Origin of the sequence: Paenibacillus sp. NPDC058071, assembly GCF_042885235.1 — a bacterium.
Taxonomy (GTDB): Bacteria; Bacillota; Bacilli; order Paenibacillales; family Paenibacillaceae; genus Pristimantibacillus.
In genome coordinates this window covers 222,626-246,056 of the sequence record NZ_JBHVSK010000005.1, presented here as the reverse complement: position 1 = coordinate 246,056, position 23,431 = coordinate 222,626, and the positions used below count along the sequence as shown (strand labels likewise).

Annotated in this window: 21 protein-coding genes; 11 read left to right on the top strand and 10 right to left on the bottom strand. The window is 51.6% G+C overall.

The genetic code is table 11. The features are described from left to right. Positions 1-82: 82 nt before the first annotated feature. The 3 genes from ACFVTB_RS10800 to aroC form a co-directional block, all read right to left on the bottom strand. A complete protein-coding gene (locus tag ACFVTB_RS10800) occupies positions 83-1,888 on the bottom strand; it encodes a baseplate megatron protein TIM-barrel domain-containing protein (protein ID WP_387748323.1) in 1,806 nt (601 codons plus the stop codon). A gap of 297 nt (positions 1,889-2,185) precedes the next feature. Beyond that, positions 2,186-2,335, bottom strand: coding sequence for a hypothetical protein (locus ACFVTB_RS10795; protein WP_387748321.1), 150 nt, complete (start codon positions 2,333-2,335; stop codon positions 2,186-2,188). Between the two features lie 81 nt (positions 2,336-2,416). Continuing rightward, positions 2,417-3,475 (bottom strand): chorismate synthase, encoded by a 1,059-nt coding sequence (gene aroC, locus ACFVTB_RS10790; RefSeq protein WP_387748319.1) that lies wholly within the window; start codon positions 3,473-3,475, stop codon positions 2,417-2,419. Between the two features lie 114 nt (positions 3,476-3,589). On the opposite strand from aroC, the gene ACFVTB_RS10785 reads away from it, so the two are divergent. From ACFVTB_RS10785 to ACFVTB_RS10770, 4 genes are all read left to right on the top strand, one after another. Further along, positions 3,590-4,486, top strand: a complete 897-nt coding sequence (locus ACFVTB_RS10785; protein WP_387748317.1) for a LysR family transcriptional regulator — start codon at positions 3,590-3,592, stop codon at positions 4,484-4,486. 79 nt (positions 4,487-4,565) lie between these two features. Continuing rightward, positions 4,566-5,201 carry a helix-turn-helix transcriptional regulator gene (locus ACFVTB_RS10780; protein ID WP_387748315.1) on the top strand — a complete coding sequence of 212 codons (636 nt, stop codon included), beginning with the start codon at positions 4,566-4,568 and terminating at the stop codon, positions 5,199-5,201. Positions 5,202-5,366: 165 nt separating this feature from the next. After that, positions 5,367-6,290 carry an oxygen-dependent tRNA uridine(34) hydroxylase TrhO gene (gene trhO / locus ACFVTB_RS10775; protein WP_387748313.1) on the top strand — a complete coding sequence of 308 codons (924 nt, stop codon included), beginning with the start codon at positions 5,367-5,369 and terminating at the stop codon, positions 6,288-6,290. Between the two features lie 19 nt (positions 6,291-6,309). Beyond that, entirely contained in the window at positions 6,310-6,561 is a 252-nt protein-coding gene (locus ACFVTB_RS10770; protein ID WP_387748311.1) for a DUF1450 domain-containing protein, read from the top strand. Between the two features lie 109 nt (positions 6,562-6,670). Here ACFVTB_RS10770 and ACFVTB_RS10765 read toward each other — a convergent pair whose 3' ends face one another. Both ACFVTB_RS10765 and ACFVTB_RS10760 read right to left on the bottom strand, forming a co-directional pair. Next, complete coding sequence (locus ACFVTB_RS10765) at positions 6,671-8,284, bottom strand: response regulator (protein ID WP_387748309.1); 1,614 nt, start codon at positions 8,282-8,284, stop codon at positions 6,671-6,673. Then, positions 8,281-10,113, bottom strand: coding sequence for a cache domain-containing sensor histidine kinase (locus ACFVTB_RS10760; RefSeq protein ID WP_387748307.1), 1,833 nt, complete (start codon positions 10,111-10,113; stop codon positions 8,281-8,283). The genes ACFVTB_RS10765 and ACFVTB_RS10760 overlap by 4 nt, the downstream gene beginning before the upstream one ends. 117 nt (positions 10,114-10,230) lie before the next feature. Between ACFVTB_RS10760 and ACFVTB_RS10755 the strand changes: the two genes are divergently transcribed. From ACFVTB_RS10755 to ACFVTB_RS10740, 4 genes are all read left to right on the top strand, one after another. Then, positions 10,231-11,118 (top strand): carbohydrate ABC transporter permease, encoded by an 888-nt coding sequence (locus tag ACFVTB_RS10755; protein ID WP_387748305.1) that lies wholly within the window; start codon positions 10,231-10,233, stop codon positions 11,116-11,118. Beyond that, on the top strand, positions 11,118-11,945 hold the full coding sequence (locus tag ACFVTB_RS10750; RefSeq protein WP_387748303.1) for a carbohydrate ABC transporter permease: 828 nt from the start codon (positions 11,118-11,120) through the stop codon (positions 11,943-11,945). The genes ACFVTB_RS10755 and ACFVTB_RS10750 overlap by 1 nt, the downstream gene beginning before the upstream one ends. A gap of 126 nt (positions 11,946-12,071) precedes the next feature. Beyond that, entirely contained in the window at positions 12,072-13,361 is a 1,290-nt protein-coding gene (locus tag ACFVTB_RS10745) for an ABC transporter substrate-binding protein (protein WP_387748301.1), read from the top strand. A gap of 159 nt (positions 13,362-13,520) precedes the next feature. Then, entirely contained in the window at positions 13,521-14,465 is a 945-nt protein-coding gene (locus ACFVTB_RS10740; RefSeq protein ID WP_387748299.1) for a ribose-phosphate diphosphokinase, read from the top strand. Positions 14,466-14,507: 42 nt separating this feature from the next. On the opposite strand, the gene ACFVTB_RS10735 is transcribed toward ACFVTB_RS10740, so the two are convergent. Then, positions 14,508-15,557, bottom strand: coding sequence for a Gfo/Idh/MocA family protein (locus ACFVTB_RS10735; RefSeq protein WP_387748297.1), 1,050 nt, complete (start codon positions 15,555-15,557; stop codon positions 14,508-14,510). Between the two features lie 183 nt (positions 15,558-15,740). Between ACFVTB_RS10735 and ACFVTB_RS10730 the strand changes: the two genes are divergently transcribed. Then, positions 15,741-16,634, top strand: coding sequence for a helix-turn-helix transcriptional regulator (locus tag ACFVTB_RS10730; protein ID WP_387748295.1), 894 nt, complete (start codon positions 15,741-15,743; stop codon positions 16,632-16,634). Positions 16,635-16,684: 50 nt separating this feature from the next. On the opposite strand, the gene ACFVTB_RS10725 is transcribed toward ACFVTB_RS10730, so the two are convergent. Continuing rightward, positions 16,685-17,758 (bottom strand): LLM class flavin-dependent oxidoreductase, encoded by a 1,074-nt coding sequence (locus ACFVTB_RS10725; RefSeq protein ID WP_387748293.1) that lies wholly within the window; start codon positions 17,756-17,758, stop codon positions 16,685-16,687. Positions 17,759-18,096: 338 nt separating this feature from the next. Further along, entirely contained in the window at positions 18,097-18,855 is a 759-nt protein-coding gene (locus tag ACFVTB_RS10720) for an SDR family oxidoreductase (protein WP_387748291.1), read from the bottom strand. A gap of 198 nt (positions 18,856-19,053) precedes the next feature. Here ACFVTB_RS10720 and ACFVTB_RS10715 point away from each other — a divergent pair, with 198 nt between their 5' ends. After that, positions 19,054-19,674 (top strand): TetR/AcrR family transcriptional regulator, encoded by a 621-nt coding sequence (locus ACFVTB_RS10715; protein ID WP_387748289.1) that lies wholly within the window; start codon positions 19,054-19,056, stop codon positions 19,672-19,674. Positions 19,675-19,701: 27 nt separating this feature from the next. Here ACFVTB_RS10715 and ACFVTB_RS10710 read toward each other — a convergent pair whose 3' ends face one another. Both ACFVTB_RS10710 and ACFVTB_RS10705 read right to left on the bottom strand, forming a co-directional pair. Then, positions 19,702-21,750: a Na+/H+ antiporter gene (locus ACFVTB_RS10710; RefSeq protein WP_387748287.1), complete on the bottom strand. Its 2,049-nt coding sequence runs from the start codon at positions 21,748-21,750 to the stop codon at positions 19,702-19,704. A gap of 150 nt (positions 21,751-21,900) precedes the next feature. Continuing rightward, entirely contained in the window at positions 21,901-22,809 is a 909-nt protein-coding gene (locus ACFVTB_RS10705) for an aldo/keto reductase (protein WP_387748285.1), read from the bottom strand. A gap of 141 nt (positions 22,810-22,950) precedes the next feature. Between ACFVTB_RS10705 and ACFVTB_RS10700 the strand changes: the two genes are divergently transcribed. After that, entirely contained in the window at positions 22,951-23,415 is a 465-nt protein-coding gene (locus ACFVTB_RS10700; RefSeq protein WP_387748283.1) for a MarR family winged helix-turn-helix transcriptional regulator, read from the top strand. Positions 23,416-23,431: the final 16 nt, after the last annotated feature.

The window sequence follows — 23,431 nt, the reverse complement described above, 5'->3', positions numbered from 1 at the left end:
ACTGGTCCCCATAGACTGGACACTTATAAAAGTGTTTAGACTATGGGGACTTTTTGTGTACTGGTATTAGCATCAATTGAAATCAAATGAAAATAAGCCGTACAATTTCAGCAAATTTTTGTAAATGAACTATAGTGAATATCGAAATCAAATAAAAAAAACGGTATAGTTGCATCAAATTTTTGTTAATGACATGAGCTCCATTGGAAGTGTCAATTGGATCAGCTATTAGCGATTGACTGTCGGTGTATTCGGGATATTCTCTCCTTAGCGTCTCTACACTAAAGTCCCCGGAAATTGAAGGATGTGTTTTACCTTGCAACCAATGCCCCTTCTCCCAATTGCCCCCGTCTGACCAAAAGCTGCTTAACGGAAACGCCGGGAAGGGCCTGGCATCCCAAGTCCAAACAAACACATTGCCTATCCAAGGCTGGGTGTTCAAAAAATCCAAAGCAGCATCTAATCCCACCGCCTGTGCCATCACACTCGTCTCACTATTCGATCCTCTTGGATACCCGCTCTTTAATGATGTAGGGTCAACAAATATATTAGGTTGAACGGTAGTACCGTTAACCGATGCAAATCCCAGCTCGGTAAACCAAATCTTTTTGGAACGGGGAATCCAATCGGTCTGGCTGCCATCCGGATTGAAGTGTTCATTTTCCCACCAATACTGGATGTTCTTTATGGCATATTTCTCCTGTATAGGAAGCCTGTTCTCATAATCCGTACCCTCGTAATAATAATCAAAGTATTCACCTGATTGCCACCCGTTGTAAATCTCTTGATAATCTACAGAATGTTGTTCAGTAAGCGGAAAATAAGCATCAATCCCTACAAAATCTGCTTCCTTCCAGAGCTTGTCAAGATGATAGTAGCCGTTGCTCGGGTCATGATGGTACTCTGACCAGTTCGCTGCGTAAGATACCTGCACACGCGATCCAAACTCTGCCTTGGCCTCACGAATCAATTGAATCAGATGATCAACGGCAGGGTATTCAGGCGATGCGGACAGTGTTAGTGCTTCCATCTCCGATCCAACTAAAAATCCGTCAATTCTTTCATTTTTCAGCAACTGAATATAGTGACCAATAAATGAATTGTAGCCTGTAGACTTTGTCATGAAGTTATGAACTTGCGCCTCTGAAGAAAGCGCCAGTCGTCCACGCCATGGCTTATCAGCTCGATAGCCAAGCAAGAACGGATAGATCATAACCTGGTAACCTTGAGATTTATAATATCTAACTGCTTCAATGATTTCCTGATCGGAAGGTGTTTCACCGTATGTAATCGAGGGATCAATAAGCTGAGCGGCATTTCTGTCTTCACTGCCTACCTTCCAATAAGATTGCGGAGCCTCTATGACATAGCCATTCGAAACTGTACGCTGATACGTTGCTTCATCTATCAGCACATTTTTACGAATTGTTCGAACATATTGCTTGAAGACGATTTGGTCATTCACGTCTTGTTCTCTGATTGTAATCGTTTCTTGTTCAAATTCTTCCTTCTTCTCTACCATTGGTCGTACTTCCAATTGTTCGAAGTCAAGCTGCCAGCCTATTGTTAACGCTATCCATTTATTGTTAGGCAGTTCCGTTTGCAATTGTTCGGTCGATATTCGAATATTGGGGGTTCCCGGCGTATTCTGGTCATTAAATGTCGTCTCCCAATAAATCTTCCCAATATCCGGGTCATTGGGCCAGGTCGAATCGTACAAGTAGTTGATTTGATAAATAACCTGATCGGCATAGGCTCCTACGCCAGAAGACGGGATCATGGTTACACCTTCTACTTTTTCTTTATAATCAGGAACGTACGCAGCCGCCTCCGCTCCATATGCCAGTATCATACTGATCACTGTCATCCACGTAATGAGCTTTTTCATCCCTGCCCCCCGTTAACGAATTTGATAAGCAAAATGGTCCAGTATGATCGTCGCGGCGCCATTTGTATAAGTATATTCCTACCCGTGTACTGAGGCTGCATTTAACCAACACAAAACAAAGATAAATGTAAATCTGGTTAATAATGAATAATCGATGTCAAAGATACCTTTTGAAATAAATTGTAAATTAGTTTCTATTTATAGTAAATAATATTTACCAGAACTGCTCATTCACTCCTTCAAGAGCATATCTCCAGTACTACTACCTCAGATACCCTTGTCCATAATAGATCCTTCTCAGAGGCCGATAGCGACGAGAATAATGTTGCCATGAGCCGCTCCCGCCACTGCGATAACGTCGGACAAGTTTACTTCCAATCTTGTTTTACGCAATAGACGATTTTGGTCTTCGGTTGTCAAAAAAAAGAAACGGCGGCGCAGGGACAACCTCCCTAGCACCGCCATTTCTTCAATATAGCTATATCGTGAGAATGAGCCAGTAAACACGCTCATCTCCACTGTTCATTATTAATCGTGCAAGGCGCCTTGACGCTTGTACAGATCCTCGAGCACCATGCAAACCATTGCTTCAACAACCGGAATAACGCGCGGACAAATGCAAGGATCGTGACGGCCGATCGTTTCGATCGTTTGCTCTTCACCCGACTGGTCTACCGTCTTCTGCTGCTTGGAAATCGACGAAGTCGGCTTAACCGCAATGCGGAAGACGATGTCTTGTCCAGTGCTGATGCCGCCGATAATGCCGCCGGCGTTGTTGCTCAAGAAGCCGTTCTTGTCCATCTGGTCGTTATGCTCGCTGCCCAGCATGTCCGCCGCTGCAAAGCCCGCTCCGAACTCGATGCCTTTCACGGCGCCGATCGACAGCATCGCTTTGGCCAATTCAGCGTCCAGCTTGTCGAACGTCGGCTCGCCGATGCCCGGCTTCACGCCGCGAATAATGCATTCGACGATACCGCCGCAGCTGTCCCCAACGCTTGCCAAGTATTCGATCTTCTCGACCATTTTGGCCGCTGCTACTGGATCGGCCGCGCGCACCGGATTTTTCTCGATGAAGTCTACATCGACCGTCTCGCCTTTAATACCGCCTACTTCTTTCGTGTAAGCAGTCACTGACACGCCGCGCAGGCTGAGCAGCTTGCGCGCAACCGCACCAGCCGCTACGCGTCCTGCCGTCTCGCGTCCCGATGCGCGGCCGCTGCCGCGATGATCGCGGTGAACGTACTTTTGCACGTACGTGTAGTCGGCATGGCCGGGACGGAACAACAATTTATTTTTCTCGTACGCAGAAGGTCTCATATCCGTATTGTTCAACATAACAGCCAGCGGCGCGCCGGTCGTTCTGCCCTCGAACACGCCCGACAAAATGCGGATCGTATCCGACTCCTTGCGCGGCGTCGTCACCGACGATTGGCCCGGCTTGCGGCGGTCCATCTGATATTGAATTTCCTGCTCCGTAATTTCAACGCCCGGTGTCACGCCGTCGATAATAACGCCGACTGCTTCCCCATGCGATTCTCCAAAAGTCGTCATCGTAAACAATTTGCCAAAGCTGCTGCTTCCCGACATCTTTCATCATCCTTCCCGTTAATAATGCTCTATGTCCTTTATTATAAAGAGGGTCGTGTTATAATGGAAATAATAAATAAGGCATCTTGCCATAGAGAGGATTTATGACAGGACATGCAGCTGGAAAACTATCGGATTTTTCTCCAAACCGCTAAAACCGGCAATTTCACAAAGGCGGCTCAAGCGCTCCATATGACGCAGCCCTCCGTCAGCTATGCCATTAAGCAGCTGGAAGAGGAATGCGGCGTCAAGCTGTTCGATCGCCTGTCCAAAGGCGTTCGGCTGACGCCGGAAGGAACTGCGCTGCTCGGCTATGTGGAGCAAAGCTTCGCGCTGCTCGGACGAGGCGAGCAAAAGCTGAAGCAGCTCGCCCGCTTGGAAGACGGCGAGCTGCGTATCGGCGCTAGCGGACCTATTATCCGGCATGTGCTGCTGCCCCATCTAGACCGCTTTCACGTCAATTATCCCGATGTCCGCATTCGTCTCCTGCAGCTTAGATCGAGCGAGGTTGCCCGTCAGCTGCAGGAGAATACGATCGACCTCGGACTGCTTTATTTGCCCTTTGCGGACGATGCGCTCGTTGCACAGCCTCTGCTGGCGATTCAAGACTGCTTTATCGTCGGGCGGGCTTACGAGCGTTTGGCCGATTCGCCGGTCGACGCCGTCCAGCTCCAGCGCATTCCGCTGCTGCTGCCGACTTCAGGCAGCAGCACGCGAACGTTTGTCGAGCAATGGTTCGCCTCGCAAGGAGTAAGCAAAGAGCCCGATTTCGAACTGACCAGCACCGAGACCATGATCGAATTCGCAAGGCTCGGATACGGAGCTGTCTTTGTCGCGCGTCAATTCGCCCGCAAAGAGCTCGAGGAAGGCTCGTTGATTGAGCTGCGGCCGACTGTGCCGATTCCGCCCCGCGAAATCGGCGTAGTGACGCGGCGCGACGCGGCGCTGCCAAGCGCCTCCGCCGTCTTCCTGCGCCTATTGACAGCAGACGAATCATCCGCTGGATATTGATTCCGGCTACTTTTGAGACATTTATATTGAATAATGTGGTATGATGGAGAAAGCATCAACTACCAGGGCGGTGAACCAAATGAATCAGGAGAACGCGATGTCGACCCGGGAAACGATCTTGCATCTATTGAAGACGAACGGCGAGCTGAGCGCTAAAGAGCTGACGGGTTTGCTTGGCTTGACCGGGATGGCCGTTCGCCGCCACCTTGACGGCTTCGAGAAGGACGGCTGGCTGAAGAGCCGAACGGTCAAGCAGGCAATGGGACGGCCGACCGCGCTGTACAGTCTAACCGACAGCGCGCAGCAGCATTTTCCAAGAAACTATCATTCTCTCGCGCTAGACCTGTTAGGCGAGCTCGGGCAAGAAGCCGGCGGAGAAATGGTCGAGCGGCTGTTCGAACGCCGGCAGCAATCGCTTTATAACAAATACGTTTCCGCAATGGAAAACAAAAGCTTGTCCGATAAGGTGTCAGCCTTGTCGCGCATTCAGAACGAGAACGGTTATATGGCTCATTGGGAGCGGGGAGACGAAGGCGAGTTCGTGCTGCGCGAGCATAACTGCCCGATCGCCGACGTCGCCAATCAATATAATCATGCCTGCAGCTGCGAGCTCGATTTGTTCGAATCGCTGCTGAACGCAGACGTTACGCGCTCCGAATGCCTTGCAAAAGGCGACCGCTGCTGCGTCTATCGAATCAAAGAGCGTGAGTCTTGATTTTTCGGGCGTTTACACGGCCAATCCGTCCAATAGACGAACGATTGTAGTTCGTTTTATTCGCGCGACGCTTGCTCGATTTGTCATTGATAGATACAGGTTGACTGAGAAGCAGCCCAAGTATAGCATTAACAATATTCATTCTTAAACTGGAGAAGATCGAACATGAGCGAAACAAAACCTTACCGCATTTTGCTTTACTACAAATACGTGAAGCTTGAGAACTACGAGCAGTTCGCCGCCGAGCATTTAACTTTTTGCAAGGAGCTGGGCGTAAAAGGACGCATCCTCGTCGCCGAGCAAGGCATTAACGGCACCCTTTCGGGAACCGTCGAGCAGACGGAAGCCTACATGGCTCATATGCGCGCGAACCCTCTGTTTGCCGATATGGTATACAAAATCGATGAAGCCGATACGCATGCGTTCAAAAAAATATTTGTCCGTCCGAAGAAAGAGCTCGTAACGCTGCGCTACAACAAACCGCTCGATCCGAACGTGCGGACCGGCAAGCATTTGTCGCCGAAGGAATTCCACGAGCAGTTGCAGCGCGACGACGTCGTTATCATCGACGGACGCAACGATTACGAATATGATATTGGACATTTCCGCGGCGCCATCCGTCCGACGGTCGAATCGTTCCGCGAGTTTCCCGAATGGATTCGCAAAAATTTGCAAGAGTCGGACAAGGACAAGACGATCCTCACCTACTGCACCGGCGGCATCCGCTGCGAGACGCTGACCGCCGTGCTGTTGGAAGAAGGATTCAGCGACGTCGCCCAGTTGGACGGCGGCATCGCCACTTACGGTAAAGACGAAGACGTACAAGGCCGTTTGTTTGACGGCAAAATGTATGTGTTCGACGAGCGGATTTCCGTGCGCGTCAACCATACCGACGAAGACGTGATCGTCGGCAAATGCTACCATTGCGGCAAGCCGGAAGACCGCTATATTAACTGCGCCGACGACTTGTGCCACCGTCAGCACATTTGCTGCGAAGAATGCGAAGCGGAGCATTCCGCTTATTGCTCCGACGAATGCTTCGTCAACGACGAACCGAAACGCAAGCTAAAAGTGCTGCAATCCTTTTAATATAGGCAGGTGTTGAGCGATGGGTCTCGGACTTGTCGTCGTTGAAATATGCGACCGTAACGACATGGCGCTGCTTCCGCTCGAAGAAATCGAGGAGAAATATCCGGAGGCAGCCGTCATGCGTACCAATTGTTTGAATATGTGCAATTTATGCCGCGCCCGTCCGTATGCGATGGTCAACGATAAACGGATATTTGCTGAAACGCCTGCGAAATGCCTCGCTCTTGTCGAAGAGGCGGTTCGAGAGGAAATCGAGCAATTTTTCAGTTGATCCCATCCATCGCTGAAGCGCGCAATGAGCGTATCCCCAGTGAACGCAGTAAAAAACCTCGGAAAGTCGGCTTCGTGCCGCTTCCGAGGTTTTTTCGTGTTCAGTGTAATTATCCCTCCTGCTGTTTCCGGTATTGATTGGGCGATTGTCCGGCGATTTTTTTAAACACTTTGCTAAAATACTTCTCGTCGTCGTAACCGACCATTCCGGCGATTTGACCGATTTTCAAATGTGGGCTTAGCAGCAGCTCCTTCGCTTTGCCGACGCGGACTCGCGCCAGATAGTCGAACACATTCTCGCCAATTTCCTGCTTGAACTTCCTGGAGATGTACTCCCGGCTCAAGAAGAACCGCTCGGAAATATCCTGCAGCGTCACTTCGTGATGATAATTTTGCTCCATATATTTGGCAATGTCGAGCATGACGCTGTCTCTGCCGCGATCACTTCCCGCCTGCGCCGACAACGCCGTTAAGCCGCGAACCAGCTCGGTTTTCCATGCCGCCAGATCGAGCTTCCCGTCATCGTCCAGCAGTTGCTGCAGCGGCGGCCTGTCGTATTTCCAATTCGCCGCCTTGTCTTCCCCCGCCTTCGACAGCCGCTCATGGATAAGCCGGTTCAACAGCATTTCATATTCGTACAAGTGCAGCTCCAGCTGTTCCAGCTTGAGGGTCGGCTGCTGTTCAAGCGCCCCGATCCAACTGTCCGCCGCGGCGCATATATCTTTCTCTTTACCGCTGAGGGCCGCCACGAGAAATCGCTCCTCAAATTGAGACAGACTAACAGCGTTCAATCCTAGCTTGTGGTCTAGCTGAAAGCAGTATAGACCTTCCGACGCTGCCAGCACGTTACGCTGCTTTAGAGCGACGCTCGCCTCCCGGTACGACACGCGCGCCCCTGCCGGAAACGGCTGCTCCCGTCCTATGCCAAGCAGGAAACGTCCGGGAATGATGCGCTCGAGCCCTTCTCTAATACTCGCAAACAGCTCAAAATGCGCATCCAATCCGTCCCACAGCAGCAGAACGATTTCGTTCTCGCTGTTCCAATAACGGAAGGCAAATCCTTGATTGCCGGCTCTTAAAAATTCATTGCACACATTAATAACGGCGAAGTTGAGCAAATCGCGATTGTTGCGAAACCGGTTTCCAGCTGCTTGCTCGGCAGCTGTCGTGCTCAAAATCGCGGTCAAGCAGCGGTCTTTTCCAGAGAGGTCGAACTCCTCTTTCAATACAACGGGCAGCGCTGGGACGCCTGATTCGCCGATCAGACCGGAAAACAGCTTATCCCAATAGACCGGCTTAATCTGGTTCATTTCCATATTCCGCTGCTGGTCGACACGGCGCGCCCGCTCCTCGCTCTCCCAACTGAGCACCGCCTTCTGCAGCGCTTCCCGGAGCTGCTCCGGATCAATCGGCTTCAGCAAATAATCGAGCCCTCCGTATTTCATCGAGCTGCGGACGAGCTCGAAATCGTCGTAGCCGCTAACGACAATCGTTTTACATCTATGCCTGCCGGCGTGCAGCCAGGATAGCAGCTCTACGCCGTCGCGGTGAGGCATCCGCATATCGGTAATGACGATTTCGGGACAATCGCGCTCGATCAACTGGGCCGCGGCGTTGCCATTATCGGCTTCATAAAGCTCGGTGACGCCCAGCTCTTCCCAATCGATCAGCAGCCGGATTGCCTCCCTCACATGCTGTTCATCGTCGACTAGCAATACTCTCATGCCTGCCCCTCCAGTTCATATCGCAGCGGTATCCGCAGCATCACCCGGAAGCCTCCGTTCGGCTCCGAACCGATACTCATTTCCGCCTCATCGTTATAATAGAGCTTCAATCTCATCCATACATTGCTAATGCCGATATGGCTCTGCTCCTCAATCAGCCCGCCCGAGGAACGCTGCAGCATTCTTTGCAGCTCCTGCAGTCTCTCGCTGTCCATGCCGCTGCCGTTGTCCTCCACTTTGATCGTCAGCCAATCGCCGTTTTTCGTATCGGCGCTGATTCGAATCTCCCCTCTACCTTCCGCGCCTTCGTAGCCGTGCTTAAAGTAATTTTCAATCAACGGCTGCAGCAGCATTTTCGGTACAAGAATCGGCAGGGCGGCTGAATCGATCTCGTAGTCTACGCTCAACTGGTCATTGAACCGCTGCTGTTGCAGCTCTAGGTAGGCCTTGGCGTGGTTCAATTCAACCGAGAACGGCACAATTGCCTCGCTCGTATTCATGTTGTAGCGCATCATTCGGGCGATCGCCGAAATGAGGGAGTAAACTTTGGGCGCTTTATAATGCAGTGCAAGCGTACCGATCGATTGCAGCGCATTGTAAAGGAAATGCGGATTGATTTGCGCCTGCATCGCTTTCAGCTGATTCGTCTTATTGGCGATCTCAAGCCGGTACTCGCGATTAATCAAATCTCTAATCGTCTGTATCATCGTATTGAACCGTCTTGCCAATATGCCGATTTCGTCCTTGCCCTGCACCGGCACAGAAATATCAAAATTGCCGACCTGCACCTGGTTGATATGACCGATCAGCCGCTTAATCGGCTTCGTAAATTGATACGACAGCAGCACGCTCGCGATCACGACAATCGTTACAAATATGGCCAGAATCGTCGTATTGATCGCCGATACCGCATTCGCGCTCTCGTACAAATACGAGTAAGGCAGCTGCTTGACCACGATCCAATCCATATAGTTCGCGCTCAGCGTATCATAAATGACGATGCCCGAAAAGGAACCGTCCACGCGGCGGATAACGCCGTTCTCCGAACTGGACGAAACTACCTCCTGCACCCACGGCAAGTCCAGCTCTCCCTCCTGCTCGTCGTTGCCCGCGCAAATGATTTGCTTATTTCTGTCGATGATATACAGCTTCTCGCGCTCGTCCAGCGTCAGCTGCTTGCATATTTTGTTCAGCTCCGTCATTTTCACGTCCATCGACAAGTATCCGATTACTTCGTCGCTTGGCGTGCGAATGACCGGACGATGGAGCGTAATGACGCTCTCCTCCTTCACCCATCTGCTCCAGTCGAGCTCGTAGCGGCGGCTTGTATGCGTCGCCTCCAGAAAGGGGCGCGGATTGCTGCGGTCCTCTTCCCGCCATTCGCTTTCAAGTCCGATGTCGCTGCGGAACATCCCTCTTGCCAGAAGATAAGAGAGCCGCCGCTCCTTCCCCATCTCCAAATACAGCTGATGAATCCCTTTATTGGATTGATAGATATTAAGCATATGCGTAAAAATTTGCATATTGTTCTTTTCTTCGAAAGCGTTTACATTTACATTCGGAGATTGTGCGCGCTCGATTAGCGCATAGAGCGAGTTCGGTGCATTGATTGAATTATAGACATCGAGCGACGTTTCGTTCACTGCATTCATATAGCTGATCACATTGTTTTTCCCCAGCGACAGCAGCTTTTGATTCTCGTGAATCGACTGCTCAGTCACTTTATTTTTAATATAATTGTTCGAAATCAGCATTGAAATGATGATCGGAATGACCGTCACCGCAAGCAAAAGCGCCGTCAGTTTTTTGCGTATGCTCGATGCGAACAAGACGCTTCACGCTCCCCCATGTCAATATATTGCACCAAACCCATCATATCTATCAGTGTTCCAAAAAACAATAACTGTTTATATTTTAGGTACACAAACCTGTAGGAGGAGGCTGCCATGGGCATGCGCAAAAGATCAAGTCAATGGATGCAACAGCTCGTTTTCGTCGGTCCCGGCACAATCGCTTTTACCATCATCGTCCTCATTCCGTTCCTGCTGGGCTTCTACTATTCGTTTACCGAATGGAACGGGCTCGACTTGGACAAAGCCAAATGGGTAGGACTGGACAATCTACAACGCATCTTTACGAATGACGAAAAGTTTTGGAAATCGTTCTGGTTCACGATTCGGTTCACGGTCGTAACCGTCGCCGCCACCAACTTATTCGGATTTTTGCTGGCGCTGCTGCTGACCCGCCCGATGAAGGGCCGCAACGCGCTGCGCACCATATTTTTTATGCCGAACGTCATCGGGGGCATTTTGCTCGGCTACATTTGGCAATTCATTTTCACCAAAGGCTTCAAAACGATCGGCGAGTTGACAGGCATTCCCTTGTTCGAACTGTCGTGGCTCGGAACGCCGCAAACCGGCTTTTGGGGACTCGTCATCGTCTTCATCTGGCAAACGACCGGTTATATGATGATTATTTATATCGCCGCTATTGTCGGCGTTCCAAAAGATTTGATGGAAGCGGCCACGATCGATGGCGCGTCTTACTGGCAAACGATTCGCAAAGTGACGGCCCCGCTTATTATGCCGGCCATTACCGTCTGCCTGTTCCTCACCACCTCGAACGCGTTCAAGATGTTCGACTTGAACCTGTCGCTGACCAAAGGCGGTCCGGGCACGTCGACGCAATCGCTTGCTTACAACATTTATGCCGAAGCGCTGATCAACAACCGGTACGGACTCGGCACGGCCAAAGCGATGCTGTTCTTCTTCGCTGTCTCGCTCATCGCCGTCACGCAAGTGTGGCTTACTAAACGGAAGGAGGTTGAAGCTTGATGACATCGCGTACTAGACAATTCAGCCTGCTTGCAATCGGCATCTTGTTCGCGCTTTTGTTCATGTTGCCCTTCTACTTCGTGCTAGTCAACTCTGTAAAATCACTTGGCGAAATTATGGTCGACGCCGCCTTGCTGCCGGTTGAATACCAATTCGCCAACTATCAGAAAGTATGGGAAATTATTAAGTTCCCGAAAGTACTGGGCAATTCGGTTCTGATCACCGGCCTTAGCGTTACCTGCATCGTGCTTGTCAGCGCTATGACCGGATATCGGCTCGTAAGACGGCCTACTGTGTTCAACAAGCTGCTGTTCACCTGCTTCGTCGCCGCGATGATCATTCCGTTTCAATCGGTTATGCTGCAGCTTGTTCGGATCACGAGCTTACTGGAGCTTCGCGGCAATCTGTTCGGCATTCTCGTCTGTTATCTCGGCTTCGGCCTGTCCCTCTCGGTCTTCCTTTTCCACGGCTTCGTCAAAAGCGTGCCGCTCGAGGTCGAGGAAGCGGCGATTGTCGACGGCTGCTCCCCTTACGGGGTGTTTTGGAAAATTGTATTCCCTCTGCTGACGCCAATCATGATCACCGTCGTTATCTTAAACGGCTTGTGGATATGGAACGATTATTTGCTTCCGGTCCTCGTGATTGGCTCGAACAAAGATTTAACGACGATTCCGCTTGCGGTGACCCGTTTCTTCGGGCAGTACACGAAGCAATGGGACCTCGCGCTGGCCGGTCTGACGATGAGCATCATTCCGATATTGACACTTTTCCTTGTGCTCCAAAAACATATTGTAGAAGGAATTTCCTCAGGTTCCTTAAAAGGGTAACCCATCAATATATTACACTTTTGTCGTCAAAAACGTCGGTTTTTCTAACGATACTCCTCTCCTATAATCTAGTTGTAAGCGTTGTAAAACAATAAAAGCACTATAAAAACTTTGGGAGGTCATCAAATGAAACGTTTTTCATTATTTCTCGCGGCGCTGACACTTGTGGTTGCAGCGGGCTGCGGCAATGGCAACAACGGCGGCAATACAGCAACCGATGCGCCGAAAAACAACGCCGAGAAGCCTGCGGAAGGCCAGAAAAAGAACGTGACGATCAAAGTATTCCAATTCAAGGTTGAAATCGCTGATGCGCTGAACCGGATGGCCGAAGCGTACGAGAAAGAAACCGGCATCAAAGTCGAAGTGGAAACGCACGGCGGCGGTGAAGATTACAGCGCCCTGTTGAAAGCAGAAATCGCGGCCGGCTCCGAACCGGAGATTTTCAACGCCGAAAGCTTCGCGGCTTTCGACGCCTACAAGGACCGCGCGACTGATTTGTCAGGCGAGACTTGGGCGAAGGACGTCGTTCCGGCGGCGGCTGTTCCGGCGCAAGTTGACGGCAAGCTGCTCGGCATGCCGATGAACATCGAAGGCTACGGCATTTTCTATAACAAAGAGCTGTTCAAGCAAGCTGGCATTACCGAAAATCCGAAGACGCTGACCGAGCTTGAGAATGTGGCGAAAAAGCTGCAAGACGCCGGCATTACGCCATTCTCGACAACGAACGAATGGTGGTCGATCGGCCATCATACGATCAACGTCGCTCTCGCCGACCAAGCCGATCCGGTTGCTTTCGTCGAAGGAACGAAAAACGGCTCCGAGCAGTTCAAAAACAATGAAATTTTCAAGAAGTGGATCAACTATGTAGACCTCGTGTTTAAGTACAGCCAAAAAGACAAGCTGACGACGGACTACGCGACTCAAGTTGCCAACTTCGCTTCCGGCAAGTCGGCGATGATTCAGCAAGGCAACTGGATTCAAGGCGACGTTGACAAAGTGGCGCAGCTCGATATCGGCCTCATGCCGATTCCTTATGACGACAGCGGCAACGCGCACATTTATACCGGCCCAGCTAACTTCTGGGTCGTTAACAGCAAGTCGAAGCATCCGGAAGAAGCGAAAGCGTTCCTCGACTGGATGGTTACTTCGGAAACGGGCAAATCGTATTTGACGAAGGAATTCAAGTTCATCCCGGCGCTTACTTCAATTACGGCAACATCCGAGGACGTTGGCCAAATGGGCGCAGAGGTGTCCGAGCAAGCGGCAACCGCCGGCGGCTGGCAGTGGGGCCGTTATCCAGACGGCGTGCCGCAAGGCTGGGGCGCGGCGATGCAGGAATATCAAGGCGGCACGATCAACCAAGAGCAGCTGTTCGATAAGCTGAACAAAGCGATCGACGAGATCGTATCGAAATAAGCGGCGTTATGCCGCGCAGTTGGACGGCCCGGAAGCCAAGCTTCCGGGCCGTTTCTTTTCCGCTATCGTCTGGTGGCGGTTTGATTATTCCTACTATAAAGGTATAATGTAAGGGGTACATACAGGTGTGAAACAACAAAGCTGCATTTGGAGGCTGTTATGCATAAAGTTAAAATTTTTTCTGGCAATTCGAATAAATCGCTGGCAAATCGACTGTGCGAGCAACTGAATCTATCGCTCGGCAATGTCGATATTTCTCGCCATCAAAGCGGTGAAATTCATCTTTCTTATGGCGAAACGCTGCGAAACTGCCATGTGTTCATCGTCCAATCGCTGTCTCATCCGGTCAATGAGAACTTGGTTGAACTGCTCGTGATGATCGACGCTGCGAAGCGGGCTTCCGCTAAAACGATCAATATTGTTATGCCGTATTACGGCTATGCCCGACAGGAACGGAAATCCGCCCCGCGCGAGCCAATTTCGGCCAAGCTGGTAGCCGACGTCTTGACGACGGTCGGAGCCAATCGTCTCGTCACTGTCGATTTGCACGCCGATGCGATTCAAGGCTTCTTCCAAATTCCGGTCGACCATTTGACGGCGCTCGATCTGATTACCGATTATTTGAAACGGCAAAACATACCGAACCCTGTCGTCGTTTCCCCGGATGCGGGACGCGCGTCGGCGGCTGAGAAGCTGGCCGACTATCTCGACTGTCCGTTCGCCATTATGATTAAAAATCGGCCTGCTCACAACCAGACCGAGATTACGCATATTATCGGCGAAGTCAAAGGCATGACGCCGATCATTATCGAGGACTTGATCGATACGGGCGGCACGATCGTCAACGTCGTCGAAGCGCTGAACAAGCGCGGCGCCAACGATGCTTACATTTGCGCTACGCACGGCCTGTTCTCGTCCAATGCGCTGGAGCGGCTGAACCATCCGAATATTCGCGAGGTGGTCGTAACCGATACAATCGAGCTGGACAACAAATACCCGGACAAGTTCGTCGTGCTGTCGATGGCGGACCTGCTCGCCAATGCTATCCGCATTATCAGCAGCGGCGGCTCTATCGACCATCTGCTCAAACACAATATAGAATAGAACAACAAACGCCCGGACGCAATCGTCCGGGCGTTTGTTGTTCTATTGATTTTCCTTTATATAATCGGCTATGCTCACTTTCTGCCCTAGCTTGGCGCTTTCCAAAGCAGCCAGCACCATCGCCATGCTGAACCGATTGTCCCGACTGCTCGTTTCAGCCGGACGGCCCTCCTCCAGCGACAGGAACATTTCGTCCAAGCAGCCTTGGTGGAAAGTCGCTCCGCCCTCTTCCGGAGCCGTGTCGACGCGAACAAATTTGTTCATGAACGGCTGCTCCTCGCCTTCGCCCTTCTCTGCAGTCACTTCCGCATATGGAGCGCCGTTGCCGTCCCATATCGCCGTTCCCTTCTCGCCCGTCACGCGCCACTCTGCTTCCCAGGAGGTCGGCGCCCCTTCGGCACACCACGATCCGCGGTAGCAGAAGACGGAGCCGTCCGACATCTCGAAAATGCAAATGGCCGCCGCGCTGCCCGCATACCAGGAGCCTGCCGGATTAAATTGCTGGCAGTACACCGTAACTGGATCGGCGTTCAGAATCAGTCTTGCTTGATCGAACGTATGGATCGCCATATCAAGCAGCAGCGGACTTTCCATCGCCTCGCGGAAGCCTCCGAAATGCGGTGCCAGGAAGAAGTCGGCCCCTACGAAGCCAGGCTTCCCGATCGTGCCTTCCTCGATAAGACCGCGAAGCGCCCGGATTCGCGGATCATAGCGCCGGTTTTGCATAATAGCGTGCGAGCGCCCTGTCTGCTCCGACAGCTCAACTAGCCGGTTGCACTGCTCCATCGTTTCCGCCAGCGGCTTCTCGCCGAATACGCTGCAGCCCAGCTCCATCGATGCGGAGGCAATGCCAAAATGAGTGGACGGAACGGTGACGTCAAACACGAGGTTCGCCCCCGTCTCCTTGATTGCTTCTCCGATGTCGCTATAAATTCCGCAGCTCAGCCCGTGTCTTGCCGCCATCGCTTCCGCATTCGAACGCATAATATCAACCAATCCCACAATTTCCGTATCGGGACGCTTTAACGCATATTCAATCCAAGTATTCGCCATGCCGCCGCAGCCGGCTGCGACGATTTTGTAGATTGCCAATTCAATCCCTCTCTTTCCCTCTGTTAGCGGCTTGCCGCCACTCTTAAATTGCTCTATAGTGATAGGACTAACCCTATTATAAACCCGAAAACACAACGTTTTCTCTATCTATATTGCGTTTCACTAGTCGGATATTGCGCTTTCGTTAACTTGTGGAAACGTTCGAAAGGAGGGGCGTCTATCGTGGTCGCTGTCACCGCCAAATCGATGGAATTATGGGAAAATACGAGGCTGGAGGAAGACGACTATCCTTTCCAGCTCTTCTTCAATCGCAACGACAATGCGTTGCCCGGTCAAACCATCCTTTTTTTGCACTGGCATGAGCATCATGAAATTATCGTTATGGAGCAAGGCTCCGCCGTTTTTCATATCGACAGCGAACGCTGCGAAGTCCGTCAAGGCGATGTGCTGTTTGTCCCCGCCGGCGCTCTTCATGTGGGTTATAGTCAGGTTGAAGGACCCGTTGCTTATGTGTCGCTCGTGTACAATCCTTCCCTCTATCAAGACCGGATCGGCGATCTGCATCATGATTCACTAATCGCCCCGTATCTTGAAGGCTCCATTCGCCTGCCTGTGCAGCCATCTTGGCTGTCTGCTTCCGGCCACAGCCGGATTATCGGACAAATCATCCATGAAGCCCGCTTGAAACGCGACGCATACCGGCTGATGATTAAAACGATGCTTTATCAGCTTCTACTATTGCTCGCCCGCGAGCAGCTATCGATGCCTGCATCTGGAGGAAGAAAGGAGCCCAGCGCGGCCAATCGGGAACGGTTCAAGCCGTTAATCGTCGAGATCGAGCAGAACTATGCCAACAAATGGACCGTAGCAGAAGCAGCTGGGATGGTCGGTCTCAGTCCCTATCATTTTTGTAAAACATTCAAGAAGCTGACCGGACGCACGTTTGTCGAATATATACATCTGTGCCGGATGAACGAGGCCGAGCGGCTGCTTGCCGACACGGACTGGACTGTGACCGAAATCGCTGTCGCGGTCGGCTGCGACAATCCGAATTACTTTACCAAGCTGTTCAAGCTGTATAAAGGCGAAGCGCCCTCCCAGTTTCGCGGCAAATAAAAAAGGCGGGATCGGCTATGCCTTGCGCATGCGAATCCTGCCTTTTCACCTTATTTCGAGCCGATCGCTTTCCTGACCGCCGGCGCCACTTTCTCCGCCAGCAGTTCAATGGCTCGAGCCACTTGCTCGAACGGCAAGCCGCCGATATCGAACTGCGCCATAAACCGGCACGTACCGAACAGCTCATGCTGCTTGATCCATTTCTCCGCCACTTCTTCCGCACTGCCGACTGCAAGCGCCGTATCTGCGCCGGTCAGCTGCTCGAATTGTTCTCTCGTCAGCTCCGGCCGGCCCATAAAATGCGAGTAATAGTGGGCGTAGTGAGGATAAAACTCGTCTCTTGCCCGCTTTGAATCGTCGGCAATATAGCAATGTCCGGTGATGCCGATGCGCAAATCTTCCGGCCGATGTCCGGCAGCTTGACCGGCCTCCCGGTACGTGTCGGCCAAATGACGGAACGCATGCGGATCGCCGCCTAAAATCGCAATCGCCATGCCCGCTCCCATCGACCCCGCCAATGCCGCGCTCGAAGACGTTCCGCCGACTCCAAGCCATAACGGCAGCTTAGGCTGTACCGGACGCGGCGCGATTTCCGCATTTAGCAGCGCCGAACGGAATTTGCCTTCCCACGACACAATCTCCTTCTCGTTCAGCTCCCGAAACAGATCGAGATTCTCACGTAGCAGCTCGGCGGAATCATCCACCTCGTAGCCAAACAAAGGAAAAGACTCGATATACGCTCCCCGCCCCGCTATCATCTCCGCCCTTCCGTCCGACAGCAGGTCGAGCGTTGCGAAATCCTCGAATATTCGAACCGGGTCGGATGTGGCAAGCACCGTAGTCGCGCTTGTCAGCTTGATCCTTTTGGTTGCCTGAGCAACCGCAGCCAGCAGCACCGGCGGCGACGAAATTGCAAAATCTAGCCGATGATGCTCGCCTACTCCAAACACATCAATGCCGGCACGATCCGCCAGTACAGCTGCGTCGATGACTTCCCGAATACGCTGCTGCGCCGTTAACGCGCTGCCAGTAACCGGGTTTGGCGACAAATCGCCTAATGTATAAATGCCGAATTCAATCGGACATGCCTCGTTCAGCTCCGAATCTCTCTCGCTGTCTGCCATTCGAATTCCATCCTCCTGCTTACGTTCATCCTTGAATATACTCACTCAACGTCTGTTAAGTTAGTTACTTTATATTAGTAATTATAATTTAGTAATTAGCTGATGTCAAACGTCCTCCTCCATTTTGTTTCATCGTATGCGAAGCGCAGCGGTTTTGCCGCATTGACGGCGATCGTAATAATGGAAAACATATCCATATTGACTACTGCAGGAAGATGACCACGAAAGCGAAGCAGCAGGCATATCAATTAAAGACTGTCGGACTGCCGTTCCGTAGCGAAAAGGGCCGGCCGCAATTGCCGCAGCAATCGGGCCGACCCTTATTTTCAAGACCTGAATTATACCGCTGTCCAGCCCGCATCCGTCGTAACAACTGTACCGTTCACGAAGCTCGACTCGTCGGAAGCAAGGAACAACGCCACTTTAGCGATCTCGGACGGCTCGCCCGCTCTCGGAATAGCGGCCATGCCGGCTTTCGCCTTATCGAGTCCGAATTCATTCGGCGCGGAGCTGCCCATGCCGATGTTCGTATTCACCGCGCCAGGCGCAATAGCGTTGCAACGAATGCCGAGCTTCGCATATTGGAAGCCAACGTTTTTCGTTAAGCCGACAACGGCATGCTTGGCCGCTGTGTAAGCTGCGCCTGCTCGAGAACCGAACAAGCCGCCGACGGAAGCGATATTGACGATCGCGCCGTTTCCTTTCTCCATGAAAATCGGAAGCGCCTTGCGGATCGCACGCATCGGACCGGTTGTATTGACCGCGAATACTTTCTCCCACATCGCGTCCGTCAATTCATGCGCCGGCACCATGCCGTCCATAATGCCTGCATTGTTGACCAGAATGTCAAGCGTACCATATTTCGAAGTTGCTGTATCGATCATGCGCTGCACGTCCTCTTCTACCGCAACGTTCGATACGACGACAACTGCGCTGCCGCCGTCCGCCTCGATCTTCGAAGCCGTCTCTTGCGCCGATTGCTCATTCAAATCTGACACAACCACTTTCGCGCCCTCTTTCGCAAACAATACCGCAATCTCTCTGCCCATGCCGGAGCCTGCTCCCGTTACAACCGCCACTTTGCCTTCTAATCGCATTAGATAAGCCTCCATTCGTCTATTTGTTATTCGTCAAAAGTGTGTTATACTGTACAACTGTTCATTAAAGTACAATTGTACAACCTCAGTATAGCGAATCTCATGAAGGCGAACAATCAGCAGAACCGGCGCGTTTGTTCGTTATCGTACAAAAGGGCAGCCGTTGTACAAAATCTATTAATGGAAGGATTGGAAATCGTGACAGAAGCGAAATCCAAGACGGATAAGCGGATTATCAGGAGCAAGGAAGCGTTAAAGAAAGCGCTGCTGGAATTGATGAAAATCAAGCCTTTCTCCGCGATCACAACAACCGAAATCGTTAAAACAGCTGATTTCAACCGCGGAACGTTCTATGCCCATTACGAGCATAAGGAAGCACTGCTGGAGGACATTATCAACGATATGCTGAACGGCTTGATCGCCGCTTTCCGCAAGCCCTATCTGGAGATTGATTCGTTCGATTTCAGGCATTTTCCGGCCAGTGCGGTCGCCCTGTTCGATCATATCTACGAGAATGCATCCCTCTATTCGCTTATGGTCGATGAGCAAGTGATGCCTGGCTTCAAGGAAAAAATGTATCAAGCGATCTCTACAACTAGCGCCACCGATTTGATCTACGATATCGACAAGACCAATCCGCCGATCGACGGCGAGCTGCTTAACGTCTATCACATGCATGCTCTGCTCGGATTAACCTTCCATTGGATTCAGGATGGGTTTAAGCAGACGCCGGATTATATGGCCAAGCAGCTCGTTCTTTTCCTCGGCTTGTCAAAAGGCGAGCGTAAAGTCGTCACGCGTATGAAGCCGCAAACGTAACGTAACCCGTTAACCTGTTCACAGAGGCTAACCTTCGCTTGGGCTCATGTTTTGCTCGATAATGTCCGCTTCGCGGTAATTAACCATCATTTGCAGCTTGTGCAGCTGTTTGCGCGTCAGCCTTGCATTCTCGTACAAACATTGCAGCTCATTGCGCTCGGCTTGCAGACATGCCAACTGCAGCTCTTTTTTCTGTTCCTCGAATTGGTCATTCTCACAGTTCGTTCGCAGATGCTTGCGCATCTCTGCAATTCTTCGATTGTAATGAGAGATGACCTTGTAAGCAACCGCCCTATTTTCCGGCGTTACAGCTTGCTTCAGTTCTTTCACAGCAGCCTCCGCCGTTCGCAGCCCTAGCGCGAATACGCTCATTTTCTCTACCGCCGTCATTTTGCCGGCTTGCTGCGTGTGGCCAGGAAAGAGCCGGTTCCCCAGCTTTCCGGCCAACCCCTTAAAGAGTACCCACAGCATGCGGAATCGATTCGTTAGCGCGAGCTCCACCGTCGACAGCACCGATTGCAGCCTTTTTGCAGCCGCAGGATCGACACTCTCCTCCTCAAGGAATCGCGACAGCGCTTTTTTCTCAGCCTCCAATGCGATACGCCTCATGCCAAGCTCTTCACCCCGCAGCGCCTGGCCGTTCTCCGCCGATACGGAAGCCGATTGGAGCATGGCCAACTGCTGATGATAGGAAGAAAGGACGGCTGACGCTGCCGCTTCGTTTTGTTCGTTGCGGGCAAGCTGCACCGTCTGAATGGCTGCTTGAATCGCCTTGGAGACGGCATCTCGCGGCACAACGGAGGATTGCGAATGCTCCTCCTCAGGCTGCGTCCTCGACGCAAGTAGCGGAAGCAGGATACTGGCCGTAATTAATGAGAGCAAAATAACGCCGGCGGCTAAAAAGAGGATTAAATCCCTTTCCGGAAAGACTTCTCCGTTCGCCAAAAATAACGGAATCGAGAAAGCGCCTGCCAGCGTTAACGTCCCTCTTACACCCGATATCGACAATAGCGCGATCGACAGCCAAGATACCTTTTCTGCATCTCCATTATCCGAGAAGAGAGACGGCATGTGAGTCGACAGCAGCAGCCAGACGAACCGGATAGCAAGCAGCAGCAAATATAAAAGGATGACATAACCGACAACGAGCAGATTGTTATGCGTCGTATCAATAAATATTTTTTCCATTACCACTGGAATATGAAGGCCGAGCAGCATAAAAACAAATCCGTTTAAAATAAAGAGCGCGACCGACCAGGTGCTGTCGGAGACGATCCGCAGCTCGATTTCTTCCTTCCGGATTTTATCCCTTTCCACCGCATGAACAATCCCTCCCGCCACGGCGGCCAAAATACCAGACAGGCCCAGTTCTTCCGCTAAAATGTAGAGCAGGAACGGCGTGATGAGAACAATCATCATATGGACGGTGACGTCTTCCATGCCGAATCGGCGAAGCAGCGCTCTCACCCAAATAATAAACAAGCCAAATACCGCGCCAAACAGCAATCCGCCAAGGGCAATGATGACAAAGCTGTATGCCGCCTGCCAGAGCGAAAAAACGCCGGTAACGGTTGCCGCAATGGCGAAACGGAATGCAACCAGGCCGGAAGCGTCGTTCATCAGTGCCTCGCCCTCCAGCAGCCGGTGAATTCGGCGAGGCAGGTGAACGCGTGATGCCATAGACGAGACCGCTACGGCATCGGTAGGCGACAAAATCGCAGCCAGACCGAATGCGGCGGCAAGCGGAATGGTTGGAATAAGTTGATGAATCGTATAGCCGCCAATTAGAACCGTAACGAATACAAGCCCAACCGCCAACAATAAAATCGGCGCCCGCAGCTTCCACAGTTCATCCCTCGGCGTCACTTTTCCGTCATTGAACAGCAGCGGCGCGATGAACAGCACCATAAACAGCTCCGGGTCGAGCGGAATATCCAGTTCTACCGGCAGCAGAGCGACTGCCGCGCCGAGCGCAATCTGAATAATAGGCACCGGAACAAACGGAACAAGCCGATTGACCACATGCGAAACGGCTATTAATGTAATCAATATCAAAATAGCGATAAGAAGCTCCATAATTCCTCCCCGTGCTGCCCACTGCTTACCATGGCATGGGCGGTCTCCTCTAGATTGCCCTTCGCCATGCGGCAGCTATTCCCTATTCGAAAAAGCCCGAATCGCATGTCAGATTCGGGCTTTCGTTCATGATGGTCGGCAATAATGATTTCAGCGATGCTGTTCATATCGATTTGGACGAGTCAGCGCGCGCAGAGCGGACAGCTCCGCTTCCGTTAAAGCTGGGGAATGAGCCGCCTCGATATTGCCAAGCAGCTGCTCGCGCGAGCTCGCTCCGGGAATCGCTACTGCAACAGTTGGGTCTGCTAACGTGTAACGGATTGCCAGTTGGGCAAGATCGCGTCCGTCGGCCAATTCCAGCAGCTTCCGATGCAAGTCCGCCAGCTCTTCTGGATTGTAATCGAGGTAGCCTTTCACAGCTTTTTGGGCGCCGTTCCCCGTCAGTACGCCTTTAGCGACCGGTCCGCGAGCGATAAGGCCGATCTCTGCTTGCGCAAGCAGCGGCAGAACCGTTTCCTCTGGTCTTCTGTCTAACAAGCTGTACTGGCTCATAACGGATACCATTCCCGATCTGGCCGCATATTCGCGTATGACATTCGGCCGGATGGAAGAAATGCCATAGTGGCGAATAACCCCTTCTTGCTTCAGTTGCTCGAATGCTTCGATCGTCTCATCGATCGGATCGTCGAGCGTCCCTCCATGAAGCTGATACAAATCAATGTAATCGACGCCAAGCCGCTTCAAACTGCCTTTAACCGAGGACAATATGTAAGCTTTAGACGGGTCCCAAACCCAGCCCTCCTGCCCCGGAATACGGCGATTGCCAACTTTCGTGGCAAGGATGATATCTTCCCGCCTTTTTCCTTTTATCGCTTCGCCTACGATTTCCTCGCTCAATCCGTCGTCGTACAAGTCGGCGGTATCGAGAAAATTAACGCCATTATCCAACGCTTCATGGATCAGTGCAATTGCTTTCCCGCGATCCGTTCCAAGCGACATGCAGCCTAATCCAATTTCGCCGGCCAGCAGCTCGGATTGACCTAATCGATTTTTCCTCATCCGTACACTCCCCTGCCTTCAGTATGAAATTATTATACACGGGTTGCGAGCCAGTCTTCTATTATAAATGTGTGAAGGTTGACTGAAATGAACAACAAAACTTATAATGAACCCAATTAGAACGAGGTTCGGAGGATAGCCATGACTGCAGACAAGCACGGCAGCGTGACACAATTGATCGAAGTGTTTCAAAAGTTCGGCAGAGCCGACTGGCGAAAAAGAACGATGTGGGGACTAAAGGCCAGCGAAGTCAGAGTGCTGCTTTGCATCAAGGAAGGGTCTCAGCAGAATGAGAGTGGCATTACCGTCTCGGAAATCAGCAAAATGCTGTTCGTTACCTCCCCCACCGTTACACAAATGGTCAACAGTCTCATCGAGCACGGATACACAACACGTACAGCCAACTCGCGCGACCGGCGGATTGCACACTTGACGCTGACGGACAAAGGCGAGCAAATCGCGCAAAAGGTTTATGAAAGATACACCGCCTATTTCGAAGGCTTGATCGATTTTTTAGGTCAAGAACAAAGCGATCAATTAATCCATCTGCTAACTCAAGTATTCGAATATACGGATGAAGCGAACAAAGCGGACATTCACGATTGATTATTGAAGTGAAAAG

Bases quoted from the DNA above. Each gene is read 5' to 3' on its own strand.
- ACFVTB_RS10800 (WP_387748323.1), bottom strand. From the start codon at position 1,888: ATGAAAAAGCTCATTACGTGGATGACAGTGATCAGTATGATACTGGCA.
- aroC (WP_387748319.1), bottom strand. From the start codon at position 3,475: ATGTCGGGAAGCAGCAGCTTTGGCAAATTGTTTACGATGACGACTTTT.
- ACFVTB_RS10785 (WP_387748317.1), top strand. From the start codon at position 3,590: ATGCAGCTGGAAAACTATCGGATTTTTCTCCAAACCGCTAAAACCGGC.
- ACFVTB_RS10780 (WP_387748315.1), top strand. From the start codon at position 4,566: ATGAATCAGGAGAACGCGATGTCGACCCGGGAAACGATCTTGCATCTA.
- trhO (WP_387748313.1), top strand. From the start codon at position 5,367: ATGAGCGAAACAAAACCTTACCGCATTTTGCTTTACTACAAATACGTG.
- ACFVTB_RS10770 (WP_387748311.1), top strand. From the start codon at position 6,310: ATGGGTCTCGGACTTGTCGTCGTTGAAATATGCGACCGTAACGACATG.
- ACFVTB_RS10765 (WP_387748309.1), bottom strand. From the start codon at position 8,284: ATGAGAGTATTGCTAGTCGACGATGAACAGCATGTGAGGGAGGCAATC.
- ACFVTB_RS10755 (WP_387748305.1), top strand. From the start codon at position 10,231: ATGGGCATGCGCAAAAGATCAAGTCAATGGATGCAACAGCTCGTTTTC.
- ACFVTB_RS10750 (WP_387748303.1), top strand. From the start codon at position 11,118: ATGACATCGCGTACTAGACAATTCAGCCTGCTTGCAATCGGCATCTTG.
- ACFVTB_RS10745 (WP_387748301.1), top strand. From the start codon at position 12,072: ATGAAACGTTTTTCATTATTTCTCGCGGCGCTGACACTTGTGGTTGCA.
- ACFVTB_RS10740 (WP_387748299.1), top strand. From the start codon at position 13,521: ATGCATAAAGTTAAAATTTTTTCTGGCAATTCGAATAAATCGCTGGCA.
- ACFVTB_RS10725 (WP_387748293.1), bottom strand. From the start codon at position 17,758: ATGGCAGACAGCGAGAGAGATTCGGAGCTGAACGAGGCATGTCCGATT.
- ACFVTB_RS10720 (WP_387748291.1), bottom strand. From the start codon at position 18,855: ATGCGATTAGAAGGCAAAGTGGCGGTTGTAACGGGAGCAGGCTCCGGC.
- ACFVTB_RS10710 (WP_387748287.1), bottom strand. From the start codon at position 21,750: ATGGAGCTTCTTATCGCTATTTTGATATTGATTACATTAATAGCCGTT.
- ACFVTB_RS10705 (WP_387748285.1), bottom strand. From the start codon at position 22,809: ATGAGGAAAAATCGATTAGGTCAATCCGAGCTGCTGGCCGGCGAAATT.
- ACFVTB_RS10700 (WP_387748283.1), top strand. From the start codon at position 22,951: ATGACTGCAGACAAGCACGGCAGCGTGACACAATTGATCGAAGTGTTT.